The sequence below is a fragment of the Dermacoccus sp. Ellin185 genome (assembly GCF_000152185.1).
Classification (GTDB): domain Bacteria; phylum Actinomycetota; class Actinomycetes; order Actinomycetales; family Dermatophilaceae; genus Dermacoccus; species Dermacoccus nishinomiyaensis.
Genome location: NZ_AEIQ01000111.1, coordinates 24304 through 39988, shown reverse-complemented (window position 1 = coordinate 39988; position 15685 = coordinate 24304). Strand labels below are relative to the sequence as shown.

At 69.8% G+C, this 15685-nt stretch carries 9 protein-coding genes and 1 pseudogene; 1 reads left to right on the top strand and 9 read right to left on the bottom strand.

Going from position 1 to position 15685, the window contains the following annotated elements:
- Window positions 1-1148 (top strand): annotated as a pseudogene (locus HMPREF0321_RS16585) (hypothetical protein); the annotation flags it as partial.
- On the opposite strand, the gene HMPREF0321_RS12440 reads toward HMPREF0321_RS16585, so the two are convergent.
- The 9 genes from HMPREF0321_RS12440 to HMPREF0321_RS12400 are packed head-to-tail and all read right to left on the bottom strand — an operon-like array spanning window position 1117 to window position 15495.
- A complete protein-coding gene (locus HMPREF0321_RS12440; RefSeq protein ID WP_006946905.1) occupies window positions 1117-2736 on the bottom strand; it encodes an MFS transporter in 1620 nt (539 codons plus the stop codon). The pseudogene HMPREF0321_RS16585 and the gene HMPREF0321_RS12440 overlap by 32 nt on opposite strands.
- A gap of 6 nt (window positions 2737-2742) precedes the next feature.
- Window positions 2743-3468, bottom strand: coding sequence for a thymidine kinase (locus HMPREF0321_RS12435; protein ID WP_006946889.1), 726 nt, complete (start codon window positions 3466-3468; stop codon window positions 2743-2745).
- A gap of 11 nt (window positions 3469-3479) precedes the next feature.
- Window positions 3480-4598 carry an alkaline phosphatase family protein gene (locus tag HMPREF0321_RS12430; RefSeq protein ID WP_006946884.1) on the bottom strand — a complete coding sequence of 373 codons (1119 nt, stop codon included), beginning with the start codon at window positions 4596-4598 and terminating at the stop codon, window positions 3480-3482.
- Between the two features lie 8 nt (window positions 4599-4606).
- Window positions 4607-5209, bottom strand: a complete 603-nt coding sequence (locus tag HMPREF0321_RS12425; RefSeq protein ID WP_006946865.1) for a DUF5998 family protein — start codon at window positions 5207-5209, stop codon at window positions 4607-4609.
- A gap of 41 nt (window positions 5210-5250) precedes the next feature.
- Window positions 5251-7923, bottom strand: a complete 2673-nt coding sequence (locus HMPREF0321_RS12420; protein ID WP_040015029.1) for a bifunctional GNAT family N-acetyltransferase/acetate--CoA ligase family protein — start codon at window positions 7921-7923, stop codon at window positions 5251-5253.
- A gap of 12 nt (window positions 7924-7935) precedes the next feature.
- Window positions 7936-9285 carry a sialidase family protein gene (locus HMPREF0321_RS12415; RefSeq protein ID WP_040015028.1) on the bottom strand — a complete coding sequence of 450 codons (1350 nt, stop codon included), beginning with the start codon at window positions 9283-9285 and terminating at the stop codon, window positions 7936-7938.
- Window positions 9282-12290: a type I restriction endonuclease subunit R gene (locus tag HMPREF0321_RS12410; protein WP_006946867.1), complete on the bottom strand. Its 3009-nt coding sequence runs from the start codon at window positions 12288-12290 to the stop codon at window positions 9282-9284. Before HMPREF0321_RS12410 ends, HMPREF0321_RS12415 begins: the two co-directional genes overlap by 4 nt.
- A complete protein-coding gene (locus HMPREF0321_RS15080; RefSeq protein ID WP_139023657.1) occupies window positions 12287-13546 on the bottom strand; it encodes a hypothetical protein in 1260 nt (419 codons plus the stop codon). Before HMPREF0321_RS15080 ends, HMPREF0321_RS12410 begins: the two co-directional genes overlap by 4 nt.
- Window positions 13543-15495: a class I SAM-dependent DNA methyltransferase gene (locus HMPREF0321_RS12400; protein ID WP_006946878.1), complete on the bottom strand. Its 1953-nt coding sequence runs from the start codon at window positions 15493-15495 to the stop codon at window positions 13543-13545. The genes HMPREF0321_RS15080 and HMPREF0321_RS12400 overlap by 4 nt, the downstream gene beginning before the upstream one ends.
- Between the last annotated feature and the right edge of the window lie 190 nt (window positions 15496-15685).

Below are 15685 nucleotides of genomic sequence, written 5' to 3'. Positions count from 1 at the left end.
TCGGCGGCGACGAGATCGCCGCGGCCGACGAGGACTCGCCGGAGCGTCAGAAGGCCGCCGCCCGCAAGGGCGGCGCCCGCACGCACCGTGACGCGCCCGTCTACGACGTCGAGGCCGAAGGTGGCCTCGCCGACGCCCAGGACCCGCACCTCGGTGCGCGCCTGTCACCCTCCGACCCGCGCGCCGGCGCCGGTGACCTCACCGCGTCGATGCGCGCACGTCAGGCCAGCCGCGGCCGTGGCCGCTCGTCGTCGCAGCGTTCGAGCGGCGGCGCGGGCACGACGTCGGCGACGTCACGGGCCACCCAGTTGCCGGCGTCGATGGCACCGACCGAACGCACCGAGCGCATCGACGTGGGCACGACTCCCCCGCCGCTGCCCTCTCACCCGCGTCCCGAAGAACTCACCGAATCCGGCGAGGAGTCGCGTGAGGCGCCCGTGAATACCGCTGGGGGCGAACGTGATTCGTCGGGTCGTGACGGCGACGCCGTCACGAGCGATGCGGTGACGACGAGTGCCGCGGGTTCTGGTGCCGACGCTCGGGGCGTGACCGGCGCGAGCGACGACGACTCGCACGCCGGTGCGCAGAGTGACGACACGAACAGCGAGACGTCGCGCCATGAAGACGTCGACGAGGCGTCCGGCAAGGCCGCGCGCGGCTCCCGTCGTCGCAAGTCGCGCCGCCCGCGCGCCCGCGTCGAACAGGCATCTGTGCGTGGCGCACTGCGCCATGACGACGACGAGCACGACGAGTCGCTCTTCGGCGAACTGCCCGGCCACCACGACGGTGGCGACGTCTACGAGGACGACGCCATCGACGCGGAGCACGACGGCGAACAAGAGTTCGACGTCGCGACCGACTCGTCCGCGGTATTCGACGACGAGGTAGCGGCACAGGCCGAGAACGAGTCTTCCGACGATGTCGAGAAGAGCGCGTCGGCGGCCGACGAGGAGACCTCCGGCACCGACACCCGCGAAGCTGCGCCGACGAAGAACGACACCACGTCGAGGGACGCGTCGTCGAAGGGCACCTCGAAGGGCGCCTCGCCCGCGGTGCCGCCGCGCGCGAGTCAGAGCCGCAAGAGCTCGCGTCCGAGCGTGCCGAGCTGGGACGACATCATGTTCGGGGGCCGCGGCCCCAAGAAGTGAGGCGCGGACCGCGCCCTGCGTTCCATGCGACGACGAGTGCGGTCCACGTCAGCAGCACGACCGCGGCGGCGTACATGCCGATCGTCGCGTCGGTCGGGATGATGCAGGCGAAGATGCCGCCGAGCACCCACGCGAGCTGCAGCACCGTCTCCGATCGCGCGAAGGCGCTGGTGCGCACGGCCTCGGCGAGATGATCCTGGATCAGCGTGTCGAGCGCCAGTTTGCCGAGCGCCTGCCCGAGGCCGGCGACGAGCCCGACGATGACGGCCGTCATGAGATCGAAGTGCACCGCGGCGACGACGACGGCCGCGGTGTCCGCGAGCAGGCACGCGAGGATGACGACGCGCGGCGCGAGCGCGCGCACGACAGCTCCGGCAACGGAACCGAGCGCGTTGCCGATGGCGGCGGCGCCGACGACGATGGCGAGCAGCGTCGTCACCTTGTCCTCCCACCCGGGCAGCGGATGGGTCTTCATGAGGAACGCCATGAACATCGTGAGGAAGCCGCTGACCCAGCGCAGCCCGGTGTTCGTGCGCAGCGCAGCGACGACGGCGGGCGGCATCGTCAGCTTCGGGGCGCGCAGTGAACCGTCGTGGCGGTCGGAGTCGATGTTCGCCGGCAGCAGGATGGCGAGGATGGTGCCGAACACGAACAGCAGGAACGCGGCGCGGAACGCCCACGTCGCCCCGAACAGCGCGGCCGCGCCACCGGCGAGCGGGCCACCGATCGTCGCGCCCGTGACGCCCGCGAGGCTCATGCGGCTGTTGGCGCGCACGAGGGTCATTCCGTCGGGCAGCAACCGCGGCGTCGCCGATGATCGGGTGACGATGTAGGCCTTGCTCGCGACGAGGATGGCGAGCGCCGCGGGGAACTGCCAGACGGAGTCGCGTTCGATCGCGTCGGCGAGCACCCAGCACAGGAAGCCGCGCAGCGCGAACGTCGCACCCATCGCCCACCGACGACCGTGACGATAGCGGTCGAGCAGCGGTCCGACGAGGGGCGCGACGATGGCGAACGGCAGCATCGTGAGCACGAGGAAGAGCACGACGTGGCTCTTCGCCTCCCCCGGCTGCGCGGAGATGAACAGCGTCCCGGCGAGTCCGACGGTGACGGCGGCGTCCCCCGCGTTCGACAGCGCGTGCACCTCCATGAGGCGCCCCAGGCCGCTCTCGCCGGCGCCCTGGGCGTTGCTCGCGCGCCGGGCGGCGCGCAGGGACGCCTTCGTCGCCCCCGCGCTCAGGCGAGCAGCACCACGCACGCCCTGGCCGGCGAGGCGCCCCGCGGCGAGTGCACCACCGGCCATGCGTCGGGCGTTGTCGGATGCGGACGTTCCGGCCGTGCCCTGGGTGGCGTCAGGCGCCGGGCCGTCTGTCTCGTCGCCTCGATTCGATGCAGCCGCGCGTGCGAGCTCGCGCGTCTCGTCCAGCTCGCGGGCGTCACCGCGCGCGGTCGTCTCGTCCCACCCGCGGGTGTCATCGTCCGCGGCGGGTCGTCCGGCGCGCCAATTCGGAGCGTACGAACCGCGCGCCCAGTACGGCGTCGTGTCGTCGGCGTCGTCGTCTCGAGGGCCGGAGCCTGGCGTGGACATGGCGACTCAGGGGCCTTCGTGTGCCGTCGACGATTCGCCCGCAGGCTCGGACGCGACGAACGTCGAGGCGGGCACCGGGCAGACGTCGAGGTCGAACGGCATCTGCTGCGCCCCGATCGTGCGCGCGGCATGTGACGTCATCCGACGCATGAAGTGGCGCCGGCACAGCACCTCGTACTCGACGAGCGGCGTCTCGCCCTGGTCGCCGGTGTCGCCGACGACGACCTGCTCGCCCTCGACGACCATCGTGCCGTCGACGACGCGGGCGTTGTGCGTCGCGCGCTTGCCGCACCAGCACAACGCCTCGACCTGCAGCAGCTGCGTGCGGTCGGCGAGTTCGAACAGGCGACGCGAGCCGGGGAACAGTTGGGTCTTGAAGTCGGCGGTGATGCCGAATGCGAAGACGTCGACGTCGAGTTCGTCGACGACGCGCGCGAGCTGATCGATCTGCTCGGGCTCGTAGAACTGCACCTCGTCGGCGATGACGTAGTCGAGCTCGCCGAGGGTGACGCGCGCGGAGACGGCGAGATCCCACAGGTCGAGGCCGGCGTTCACCTCGAGGGCCTCGCGGCGCAGGCCGAGGCGGGAGGAGATGACGGCCTCACCGGCGCGGTCGTGCTGGGTGAGGACGACGCCGCGACGGCCGCGCGCGGCATGGTTGTGATCCATCTGCAGCGCCAGCGTCGACTTGCCGCAATCCATCGTTCCGGTGAAAAACACGAGCTCAGCCACGGTCAGTCACCCTAGCGCGCGCCGAGGTGGAGGAACGGCACGTCGAGTTCGTCGGGCGTCATCGCACCGTGCTGGCCGAGCAGCGTGAGCACGCGGTCGCTCATGACACGCGAGTCGACGTACCCGCGCGCGCTCGTGACGGAGACGACGACGTCGCCGAAGCGTCCGGCGGTGGCGGGATCGAGCGCGCCGACCCAGCCTGCGTCGGCGAGCTGTTCGCGGATGAAGACGTGTCCTTGCGCGCCGATCTCGGCGCGCCAGCGCGATTCGACGTCCGCGAGCGCCCCCGGCTCGACGTACAGGTGCAGCGCGCGCATCTCTCCCCCGACGCGTCGGACGCCGTCGCGCAGGTGCGGCGTCGTCGCGATGTCGACGCGCGCGTCGAGGGGGACGTCGACCATGCCGTGGTCGGCGGTCAGCGTGAGCGATGTGCCTGCGGGGCGCCCGAAGTCGAGGCGCGCCATCGCGTCGTCGAACACGGCGAGCTCGTGCGCCCACTGCGGCGAGCCGACGCCGTGGACGTGGCCGGCCTTGTCGATCTCGCCCCAGTAGAGGTAGACGAGTCGGTGACCGCGCCGGGTGGCGGCCAGCGCCGCGTCGACGCGGTCGTCGAGCCCCTCGGCCGGGTAGAACGTCGCGCCGCGCAGGGCGGCGTTCGTCAGGCCCGAGCCGTCGAAGTAGCCGGGTCCGATCATGGCGGGACGCAGCCCGGCGGCGTCGGCGCGTTCGAACACCGTCGGGTTCGGTTGCCACGCCTGCGGATTCGGCCCGTCCTTCCACGTCAGCTCGTTGAACACGCACCCCGTCGCGGGGTCGACGACGAGGTAGCCGGCCAGGCCGTGCGCACCGGGGGGCAGGCCGGTGCCGAACGTGCCCATCGACGTCGCCGTCGTCGTCGGGAAGCCCGCGGCGAGGGTCTGCATCCGCTCGAGGTGCTCGCGCAGGAACGGTGCGTGCGCGCTCTGACGGCGCAGCAGCCGCGCGCCCAGCCCGTCGGCGAGGACGACGATCGCCGCGCGCGCCTGCGGCAGCTTGCGCCCGGCCCCCGCGAACGCGACGGGGTCGAGGCTGCGTGCCACGGACGGCAGCACACCGGCGAGCCCGTCGGCGTCGTAGCGGGGAGCCTTCATCGCGGGCGTCAGCGGGCCGCGGAGCCGACGACGGCCGACAGGGCGTGAGCGAACGTCATCGCCTGCTGCAGGTGACCCTCTCCCTCGGCGTCGGCGGAGATGCGTAGGCTGATGTCGTCGCCGGTGATCGTGCCGTCGTAGCCGTGGTCGGCGTCGCAGTTCGGGTCGCCGCACGTCGCGGGCAGCAGGTCGATGCGGCTGATCGTGCCCCAGCCGATCGTCAGCGTCACCTCGCGCCCGAGGCTGCCGGAGCGGTAGCGCTCCGGGGAAGTGACGACGTGCGTCAGCGTCACGCCGCGCACGAACGACAGCGCGACCGTCTCCGACGTCGCCGTCACGGCCTGACGCGTCGAGCGCACACCCCCGGCGGCTGAGTCGTCGTGGTCGTCGGCGTGAACGATGACGAGCTTCGTCGGCGTCAGCACGAGCACCGTGATGTGACGCAGCAGTTCGTCCTGCTCGAAGGTCGTCTCCACGTGCACGAGGTGCTGGCGCACCTCGTCACCGGCGAGCGCGGTGGCCACGACGTCGCGCACGAGCGCGGGAAAATAGCCAGCCTCGTCGATGGCACGAGCGAGGTCGGCGGGAAGGTTCTGAGCCATGCCTGCCATCATCCCATCCTGCGGCCCGCGCTCGCCTCTGGAGGGCGACCTCACGTCATGGCCCGTCGGCCCGAGTCCTGACGCAGCGACGCGGGCGCCAGCGTGATGCGCGCGCCGAGGACGTCGAGGCCGCCGGGGTGCGTGCTCACCGGGTTGAGTTCGAGGTGGGCGATCTCGGGGTTCTCGTCGGCGAGCACCGACACCCGCGCCACGAGATCCTCGATGGCGGCGCGGTCGATGCCGCGCCCGCGACTGCCGTCGAGCAGCGGCCACGCCTTGATCGAGCTGACGAGTTCGCTCACGTCACCGGTCGTCAGCGGCGGGTTGCGGTAACCGACGTCGTCGAGCAGGTCGGTCGGCGGGCCGGAGACGGAGAACGAGACGACGGGGCCGAACAGCGGATCCTCGACGCTCGTGACGGAGCAGCCGATGCCGGGGGTCGCCATCTTCTGCACGACGAACTGGTCGGGGCCGTACTCCTCGAGACGCTCCGCGAGCGCCTCGTAAGCCTCGACGACGGCGAGCGGCGAGCGCAGGTCGGCGCGCAGCGCGCTCGCGACCTGGTGACGCACCTGCGGCGCGATCGACTTGACGACGACGGGGAAGCCCAGCTCCTCGGCCGCGTCGACCGCCTCCTTGGGCGAGCGCGCCGGAACGGAGGGCCACACCGAGATCCTGGCGAGCGCGAGCAGCTGCGCGGTCTCGTCGGCGGTGAGCTCCCGCCCGTCGGGCGATTCGGCCATGATCGAACGCACCATCTCGTGCACGCCCTTGCGGTCGATGCCGAGCGGCGCGACGGGTTCACCGCGATCGCGCCCGCGCCACTCGGCGTAGTTCGTCGCGGCGGCGAGCGCTCGCACGCCGTCCTCGGGCATCGGGTAGGAAGGCACGATGCGCGTCGAGCCGTCGGGCGGGGACGCCGACAGGTCGTCGCTCACACCGTCGATGCCGAGGAACGTCGTGACGCAGGGCTTGTCGTACTGCGCGCTGACGGCGGCGACGGTGCGCGCGACGTCACGCCCGCCCGTGATGAGCGGCGGGATGAAGCTCGCGACGACCGAGTCGACGTTCTCGTCCTCGAACGCGGCGACGAGCGCGTCACGGAACGCGTCCTCACTCGCGTCCGCGGCGACGGCGACGGGGCCGCGGGTGACGTCGAGCTTCCAGCTCAGCGCCGCGTCACCGCACAGCGCGCCGAGCGCGTCGGAGTTGGCGACGACGGCGACGCGCCGCCCCTTCGGCAGCGGCTGGTTGACGACGAGCTGCGCGACGTCGAAGAGTTGGTGGACGTTGCCGACGCGGATGACGCCGCTCTGGCGCAGCATCTCGCGGAAGGCACGCGGAGGCGTCCGTGTCTCCCGGACGCGGTGCCCGGGCGGGCGTCCGAACGCGGAGACCTCGGACTTCACGACGACGACGGGTTTGCGCAGCGCGAGCTGCCGCGCGATACGCGTGAACTTGCGCGGGTTGCCGACCGATTCGAGGTAGAGGCCGACGGCGTGGGTGTCGTCGTCGTCGATCCAGTACTGCATGAGGTCGTTGCCGGAGACGTCGATGCGGTTGCCGGCGGAGGCGAAATCGGACAGGCCGAGGCCGCGCCGTCCGGCGCTCGCGAGCACGGCGATGCCGAGCGCGCCGCTCTGCGCGAACAGCCCGAGGTGGCCGGCGGGCGGCATCTCGTAGGCGATGGAGGCGTTGAGGCGCGTGTCCTCGCGCGTGTTGATGAGCCCGAAACTGTTCGGCCCGACGACGCGCATGCCGTGTCGGCGGGCCAGCGCGAGCAGCTGGGCCTGACGCTCGGCGCCCTCGGGGCCCGACTCGGCGAACCCTGCGGAGACGACGAGCAGCGCTCGCACGCCCGCGCCGCCGCACTCGGCGACGACGTCGAGCACCTTCGGAGCCGGCACGGCGATGACGACGAGATCGATCGGTTCCCCGATCGCGCTGATCGAGGGCACTGTCGGCAGCCCCTCGATCGTCTCTGCCTCGGGGTGCACGACGTGGAGCGTGCCGCGGTAGCCGCCCTCGACGAGGTTGGCAAGCACACGACCTCCGACGGAGCGTCCGTCGCGCGAGACGCCGACGACGGCGATCGACGACGGGTTGAGCAGCGCACGCACCGACTGCGACTCGGCGCGCTGCTCGCGCGCGAGGCGCACGGCCTGTGACTTCTCGTTGGGCTCGATCTCGAAGCGCACGGAGATGACGCCGTCGTCGAAGTTGCGGCTGACGTCGTAGCCGGCCTCGGTGAAGACCTGGATCATCTTGCGGTTCTGCGGCAGCACGTCGGCGACGAACTCGGCGACGCCGCTCTCGGCGCCGATCGCCGCGAGATGCTCGAGCATGACGGAGCCGACGCCGCGGCCCTGGAAACTGTCGGCGATGTTGAACGCGACCTCGGCGCTCGTCGCGTCGCGCCCTCCGAGGCGGTCGTAGCGGCCGATGCCGATGATGTCGTCGCCAACGGTGGCGACGAGGGCGACACGTTCGACGTAGTCGACGTGCGTGAAGCGGCGCACGTCACGATCGCTCAGTCGCTTGATCGGGGCGAAGAAGCGCAGGTAGATCGATTCCTCGCTCTGCGCGGCGTGGAAGCGGTGGATGCGTTCGGCGTCGTCGGGGCGGATGGGGCGCACGTGGGCCACCGAACCGTCGCGCAGGACGACGTCGGCCTCCCACTCGCGGGGGTAGTCGGCCGGGATGCTGGGCTCCACATCGCTCATGCCGTCATTCAATCACCGTGAACCGACAGCGTGGCGTGACCAATGCACGCCGTTGTCGGCGGAGGTCCAGATGTCGCCGTCGTGGCGCGTGACGGCGGCGACGCCGGGCTGGCTCGCCTGCAGCGAGTCGAAGCCTCCCGGGCTGGGGCGCGACGTCGGGGAACCCTCCGTCCACGACGCGCCGCCGTCCTTGCTCGCGGCGACGGGGATGTCGCTGAGCGATCGCGTCGTGCCGTCGAGGGCTTCGCGTGGGCCGCCGCTGACGGCGACGACGTGCGTCGGATCCTTCGCGGCGATCGTCACGTGTCCCTGCGTGGGCAGGGTGAGGTTGCCGGCGCCGACGAGCTGCCACGTCGCGCCGCCGTCGACGCTCGTGACGGTGGAGTAGCTCGTCGAGCGGGCCGTGACGACGGCGTCGCAGACGGCGACCATCCGCGACGTCGCGCCGAGGCCGGTCGCCGCTTCGATCGTCTTGCCGTTGCACGCGGGCGGGGTCGACAGCGGCGTGAGGGCGTCGCCCGTGAGTCGCCACGCGCCGGAAGCTTCGCCGCCGCTGCGTTCGGCGTGCGCGAGGACGAGCAGGTGCTCGCCGGCCGTCACGATGCCGGCGTCGCTCACCTCGCCGGGCGGCGTGACGCCCGCGACGGCTTCGGTGACAGCGGGCGTGCGGCCGGTGCCGATGCGGGCGACCTCGAGGCGTCCGGTGCAGCCACCTTGGATGCAGCTCGCGGCGGTGAGGGCGTGGGCCTGGCCGTCGTGAACGGCGACGTCGAGAACGCTGACGCCGGGGTGCTGCACCTGCGTGAAGCTGCGACCACCGTCGTGGGTGACCCACAGGTCGGAGCCGAACAGGTACCCGGTGCGCGCGTCGAGGAAGCGCAAGTCGCTGATCGCGCCGGCGGGTTGGATGAGGGGTTGCGCGTCGCCCTGCGCGGACGACACGTCGGCCTGCGTGAAGGAGTGCACCTGCTGCCAGGTGCCGCCGCCGTCCTGGGTGCGCAGCAGGGCCGGGCAGTGTGTGCCCGCGCACGTCGTCCGCCCGAGCGCGAACTGGGTCCGGCCGAAGCGCGCTGACAGCGCCCACACGATCGACGACGTCGACGCCGGCGTCGCGGCCTGCGCGGTCTCGACGTTCGGCGACGAGCCGGACGACGGCTCGGCCGCCACGCCCCCGCCGACCGGTTCGCCGGCGCGAACGGTGCTCGTGCCCAACGGATCTCGCACGATGGCACGCGCGCCGTAGATGACCGCGACGACGCCCAGGGCCGCAAGCACGAGCGCGAGCGCCGCCCGCATGCTCGGCGAGCGGCGCAGTCGATGCCACCGGTCGGCCGTGGACGGGCGCCGGCCTTGCCCGCTCACCCCACCATCTCCCGTCGGAACTCGTCGTACGTGCCGGCGAGATGACCGATCAGCGCCCGCTTGAGGCCCGGCTTCTCGAAGTAGGAGTTGACGAACTGCTCGTTCGCGTCGTGCCGTTCGAGCATGACGTCGGCGAGCAGTTGTTCGAGCACCAGCTCGAAGGCGGAGCGGTCGTTGTGCTGCGCGACGACGCGCAGGCGGTCGTTGTCCTTGACGGCGGCCCATTGCTGGTCGATCCAGATGCGGTCGCCCTCGCCCAGGTCGGCGCCGAACTTCTCGTTCATCGCCTCGATGAGCGCCGAGAGCTTGTCCTTCTCCGGCTCGTTCTGCGAGCCCTTGCCCTCACCGGGCAGTGCGACGCCCGCCTCGTCGCTCGCCTCGAGCCCGATGTCGCCCTCGTGCGAGACCGACAGCCGCAGGTGCGTGAGCTGCACGGCCCTCGACAGCTGCGGCATCGGGTCGCTCTCGCGCTGCGGCAGGTCGGCGAGCAGCAGCTTGCCGTAGAGGAACAGCCGCTCCAGCGACGCGTCGACCCACGGCATGACCTGCGCGAGAAACGCGTACGCGCGCACGAACTGTTCCAGCGTGCTGCGGAACTCTTCGGCCGCGTCGTCGTCGAGGGCGATGAATCGCCCGACGGCCGCGCCCACGTTCGCGTAGATGGCGGGCTGCTTCGCTTCCGCCCCGTCGAGCAGGGCGACGACCGCCGCCTCCATCTCGGCGAGCGACAGCACGCCCGCCGATTCGAGGTCGTGCTGCAGCGTGTAGAGGATGTTCGGGTCGGTCGGCGCCGCGAACGCCTGCTCGTAGAACGGAGCGAATGCCTCGGTGATCTCGTCGGCGGTGTTCGCGAAGTCGAGCACGAACGTGTCCTGCTTGCCCGGCCGCGTGCGGTTGAGCCGCGACAGCGTCTGCACCGCCTTCACCCCGGCGAGCTTCTTGTCGACGTACATCGTGTGCAGCAGCGGCTCGTCGAACCCGGTCTGGTACTTCTCGGCGACGACGAGGAACTTCGCGTCGTCGTCCTCCTTGAACCGCTTGGGTAGCTGCGATTCGGCGAAGCCGTTGATCGATGCTTCCGTGAGCACGACGTCGGGCGCCTCGTCCTCGGTGACGGTGCCGGAGAACGCGACGAGCGCGCGCAGCGGGCGAGCACCCGTGTCGTAGCCCATGCGTTCGATGTAGCGCGCGATGGCCTCCTGCGTGCGCACCGCGTGTAGCCGTGAGCGCGTCACGACCATGGCCTTGGCCTGCCCGTCGATCTTGTTCATCGTCTTGGCGCGGAAGTGCTCGACGATGATCTCGGCCTTCGCGTCGAGCTCGTACGGGTGCAGCGACGCGAACCGGGCGAGCGCGACACGGCCCTTGCGGGTGTCGAGGTCGATGTCGTCGCGCGGCTCGGTGTTGGCGAGGCGGTAGTAGACGTCGTACGTCGTGTAGGAGGCGAGCACGTCGAGGATGAAGCCCTCGTCGATGGCCTGGCGCATCGAGTAGGTGTGGAACGGGCGGTAGTCGCCGTCCGCGTCCTTCACGCCGAACTGTTCCAGCGTCTTCGGTTTCGGCGTGGCCGTGAACGCGAAGAACGACAGGTTCGTGCTCTTGCCGCGTTGCTTCGCGGAGGCGAGCAACGCATCGTTCGCCTCCTCGGCTTCTTCCGCTTCGGCCTGCGCAGCTTCCTCGGCCTCGAGGCGATCGTCGCCGCGCAGGACACCCTTGAGCTTCTTCATGCCGTCACCGCCGGTCGAGCTATGGGCCTCGTCGACGATGACGGCGAACCGCTTGCCGGCCACCTCACTCCTCTCCCCTTCGGCGGCGGCCTTCTTCGCGAGTTCGACGACGACGGGGAACTTCTGCAGCGTCGTGATGATGACGCGCGCGGCGTTGCCTTCGAGTGCGCCCTTGAGCTGCGCCGAGTTCTTGTCGATGCGCACGATGGTGCCGGGCGTGTGTTCGAGGCCGGCGACGGTCTCCTGCAGCTGACGGTCGAGCACCGTGCGGTCGGTGATGACGACGACCTTGTCGAAGATCGGCGTGTCGTCCTCGCCGTGCAGGCGCGAGAGGGAGTGCGCCGTCCACGCGATGGTGTTCGACTTGCCCGACCCCGCCGAGTGCTGGATGAGCCGGTCGACGCCCGCACCGTCGCGGCGGGTGGCATCGAGGATCGAGCGCACCGCGTGCCACTGGTGGAAACGCGGGAACAGCACCGTGCCGTCACTGACGTGGAGGAACGTGCCGAGCAGATCGAGCCACGCGTCGCGCTGCCACACCTGCTCCCACAGGTAGGCGCTCTGATACGCGCCGCTCGTGGGGTCGACGGGCGGGTTGCCGGCGCTTCCGGGGTGGCCGGGCCCTGCGGAGCCCTGGTTGAAGGGCAGGAAGCGTGTCGCCGCGCCGGCGAGACGCGTCGTTATCGCCACGGCGTGCGGGTCGACGGCGAAATGCACGAGCATGCGGCTCGCGAAGATGAGGTCGGCCGGGTTGCGGTCGCTGCGGTACTGCGCCATCGCGTGTTCGATGCCCTGCCCGCTCAGCGGGTTCTTCAGTTCGGCGGACGCGACGGGCAGGCCGTTGACGACGAGCGCGAGGTCGAGCGAATCGCGCGGGTTCGACTCGGAGTGGTGCAGCTGACGCACGACGCCGAGACGGTTCGCGTCGTACTTGCGCTGCATCTCGTCGTTGAGCCCCGAGGCGGGCTTGAAGTAGCACAGCTTCACCGGCACGCCGGAATCCTTGACGCCATTGCGGAGCACGTCGAGCGTGCCGCGGTGGTCGACCTGCTGCTGCACGACGGTGACGAACTTCTCCCGCGCCGCAGGCTCGCCGCCGTGACGCGTGACGAGCTGCGCCCACGCCTTCGGTTGGGACGCCTCGACGAACGCGATCACCTCGTCGGGAAACAGGCCGCGCTTGCGGTCGTACGTCGTCGGGTCGACGCTGATCCACCCCGCACCGAGCAGGTGCGCCTCGATGTTCGCCTCGAACGCCTTCTCCTGCGTCACGGTCATGCGTGCTCCCCGGGGATTCGTGTCGAAGCCGTCGTCACGTCGAACTCACCCGAGACGGCGGCCGTGATGAGGGACTGCTTGTATTCGGTGAGAAGTTCGATGCTGCGCAGGGTTACGGCCTCGAAGTTACGGTCAGCTTGTTGCCGCGCAGCCAGACGTTCTACTACTTCGCCCTGCCCTCTCAAGCTCAGCTGCGGCACCCGCAGCCCGCGAATAACGCCCGACGGCAGGTTGTTCGCCATGCCCTCCGCGCCACTGATCCCCAAACGTATGCGTTCCCGATTCTCATGAGCACGGAGCATGCCCACGACGAAGTCCGCAGACCACCCCGGGAGCAGCGTAAGGCGGTAGAGCTTGTCCGGAAAAAGCAGCTTGGGTCGCACATCCTGCGGTACGACAGCGACGCTACCGATCAGCTCAGGCGACCCACTCGCTCGCGACATGAGGATGTCACCCCCATGGATTTCGTACTCGGTGCGAGGCTCCAATCCCTCGGGAAGCGCCTTGTTGTCGCCAGCACGAAAGAACCCGCCGTTGACAGAACCCGCGCGCATGACACCCCATTGGCCCCCCTCGGCAGGGGTCGCATCAGCCTGAGGGGACCAACCCTGTTCGAGATTGCTCAGCAGGTATCCGAGACGAGCTGTCCCATGCCCTACGGCGGCCGCGTTGAACTCGCCCTGTAGGTACGCAGTTTGAACCTGCTTGACAGAGGCCACTTGGGTTTTCCGCGCGGCGATGATCTGGTCGATGCGGGCTACCCGTTCGTCGAGGAAGTCCGCAATCTGTCGCTGCTGATCGATCGGCGGATACGGAAGCATGAGAGATCGCACCGTCCCGTCGTCGAATGACGTGGAGCGCTCACGAATCCCCTTGGCCAGCGAGGCCACGAAGCCAGTCAGGGCCAGTGTGCGAAGGACCGCTGCCATGTAGCGCGCATCACCACGAACAGCGTAGATGTTGGCGACGGGAGACATCCTCCCACAGCTATCTGACACTCCAATAGCTCCTGCGAATCCATCCATAGAATGGATCACCAAGTCTCCGGGCCGAACGCCTTGATACCCGATCTCTTTGACCGCTTCCGTGAACCCCTCCATCCGCCTGTTCGCCCGTAGAGTCACTACACCGTCGCGGAATGCGGTCACCACTCCCTCATCGCTCGGGGGGCGCTTCTGCAGAAACAGCACGCGTCGAGCAGGAACCACCTTCCAGGCAGCCGGAATGGTGCCGAAGCCAGGCACGGTGTGGCTCACAGCCCCAGATCCTTCATCCAGCCTTGAATCTGCGTTTCGAGGTCGCGGATCTCGGCGGCGATCTCTTCGACCGGGCGGGGCGGTTCGTAGACGTAGAACTGGCGGGTGAAGGGGATCTCGACGCCGATCTTGGTCTTCGTGTGGTCGATCCACGCGTCCGGCACGTAGGGGCGGATCTCGGATTCGAGGTGCGCCTCAGCTGTCTCCCGCAGGGCGGTCTCACGGGCGTCGGGGTCGAGCGAGAACCACCCGTCGGGCAGGGGCACGTTCTCGGCGTCGCGCAGGTCGGGGTCGGGTTCGGCCTGCCCCTTCTTCGTGACGATCGGCGCGTCGGGGTCGGCCACGGCGCACGCGGTGGCGAACTTCTTGCGCTGCGCCGCCGTCAGCTTCGTGATCGCGTCGGCCTCCGCGAGCAGTGCCTTCTCCGTCTGGAACCGCTGACCGACCAGGGGCGCGAACACGTCGAACGGCGCGTCGGCGACGGCCTCCGTCGTCACCTCCCAGCGGCGGCGCATCGGGCGCTCGACCGTGATGCGCTGGAACCCGAAAGCTTCGCGCGGCAACACCTTGATGCGCGCGTCATCGTCCACTTCGTCGAGGGCGCCGCCGTAGAGGCGCCCGATCTCGGCGATGGCGTCGGCCGTCAGCTCCTTGCGCTTGTCGCCGAGCGACTTGCGCATCTTCGTGCCCATGGCGCGGGCGTCGACGAGCTTGACGAGGCCGCGGTCGGCGTCAGCCTTGTCGTTCGTCAGGATCCACACGTACGTCGAGATACCGGTGTTGTAGAACATCTGGTCGGGCAGCGCGACGATGCCTTCGAGCCAGTCGTTCTCGAGGATCCACTGGCGGATGCGTGACTCCCCCGAGTCGGCCGCGCCGGAGAACAACGGCGAGCCCGACAGCACGATGCCGACGCGCGAACCCGTCGGCTTCATCTTCGAGAGCATGTGCTGCAGGAACAGCAGTGAGCCGTCCGACGAGCGCGGCAGCCCCGCGCCGAAGCGCCCGTTCATGCCCTGCTTGGCGTGCTCCTCCTTGATGGGGGCGGCGTACCCGGCCCAGTTCACGCCGTAGGGCGGGTTGGCGAGGATGAAGTCGAAGTGCTCGGCGCCGAACGCGTCCTGCGTCAGTGAGTTGCCGTTGCGCATCTGCTTCGGGTCGATGTCCTGCATCATGAGGTCCGATTGCGCGATGGCCCACGTCTCGTCGTTGAGCTCCTGGCCGTAGACCTTCACCTCGGTTTCGGGGTTGAGCGCCCTCATGTGCTCCATCGCCGTCATGAGCATGCCGCCCGTGCCCGCCGCGGGATCGTAGACGGTGCGCACCGGCAGGGGGTTCTCGACGAGCTCGCGGTGCGCCTCGCCGCCGACGAGCAACTCGACCATGAGACGGATCACCTCGCGCGGTGTGTAGTGCTCACCGGCCGTCTCGTTGCTCATCTCCGAGAAGCGCCGCAACAGGTCTTCGAAGATGTACCCCATCGCCTCGTTGCTCACGACGCTCGGCCGCAGATCGAGGTCGGCGAAGTCGGCGAGTACGCGGTAGAGGATGCCCGCGCGATCCATGCGCGCGATCTTGTCGTCGAGGTTGTATGCCTCCATGACGACGTAGGCGTCGCTGCTCAGACCGCGGATGTAATTCGACAGGTTCTCCGCGAGCGCCTTGTCGTCGCTCAGCAGACTCGTGAACGTGAAGCGCGAGATGTTGTAGAACCGCTGCCCCGCCACCTTCTTCAGCATCATCGCCTGCGGGGCGGCGATCGTCTCGAACGTCTTCGCCTTCGCGAGCACGGCGGGCTTGGTGTCGACGAGCACGGCGTCCATGCGGCGCAGCACGAGCAGCGGCAGCATCACCTGGCCGTACTCGTGCTGACGGAACGTGCCGCGCAGCGTGTCGGCGACCTTCCAGACGAAGGCGACCTTGTCCTCGAAACCCTGCGGTGATGCCATGCGGGCCATTCAATCAGCACGCCCAGCGCGATCGGGCGTCAACGTGCGCGCACGTCCTCCACGTCCAGGGGAAGCCGCAAGGCGGCGTCCGGCCACCATGGGCCCGATCGGGGTCTGCATGGCGCGCGGAGCGGGCGGGGGGGCGAAGCCCGAACGCGTCAGCTGGACCTGCTGCTGATGCCGTGGATCT

Excerpts from the sequence above, each read along its gene's own strand:
- HMPREF0321_RS12440 (WP_006946905.1), bottom strand. The coding sequence starts at position 2,736 with ATGTCCACGCCAGGCTCCGGCCCTCGAGACGACGACGCCGACGACACG.
- HMPREF0321_RS12430 (WP_006946884.1), bottom strand. The coding sequence starts at position 4,598 with ATGAAGGCTCCCCGCTACGACGCCGACGGGCTCGCCGGTGTGCTGCCG.
- HMPREF0321_RS12420 (WP_040015029.1), bottom strand. The coding sequence starts at position 7,923 with ATGAGCGATGTGGAGCCCAGCATCCCGGCCGACTACCCCCGCGAGTGG.
- HMPREF0321_RS12425 (WP_006946865.1), bottom strand. The coding sequence starts at position 5,209 with ATGGCAGGCATGGCTCAGAACCTTCCCGCCGACCTCGCTCGTGCCATC.
- HMPREF0321_RS12410 (WP_006946867.1), bottom strand. The coding sequence starts at position 12,290 with ATGACCGTGACGCAGGAGAAGGCGTTCGAGGCGAACATCGAGGCGCAC.
- HMPREF0321_RS12400 (WP_006946878.1), bottom strand. The coding sequence starts at position 15,495 with ATGGCATCACCGCAGGGTTTCGAGGACAAGGTCGCCTTCGTCTGGAAG.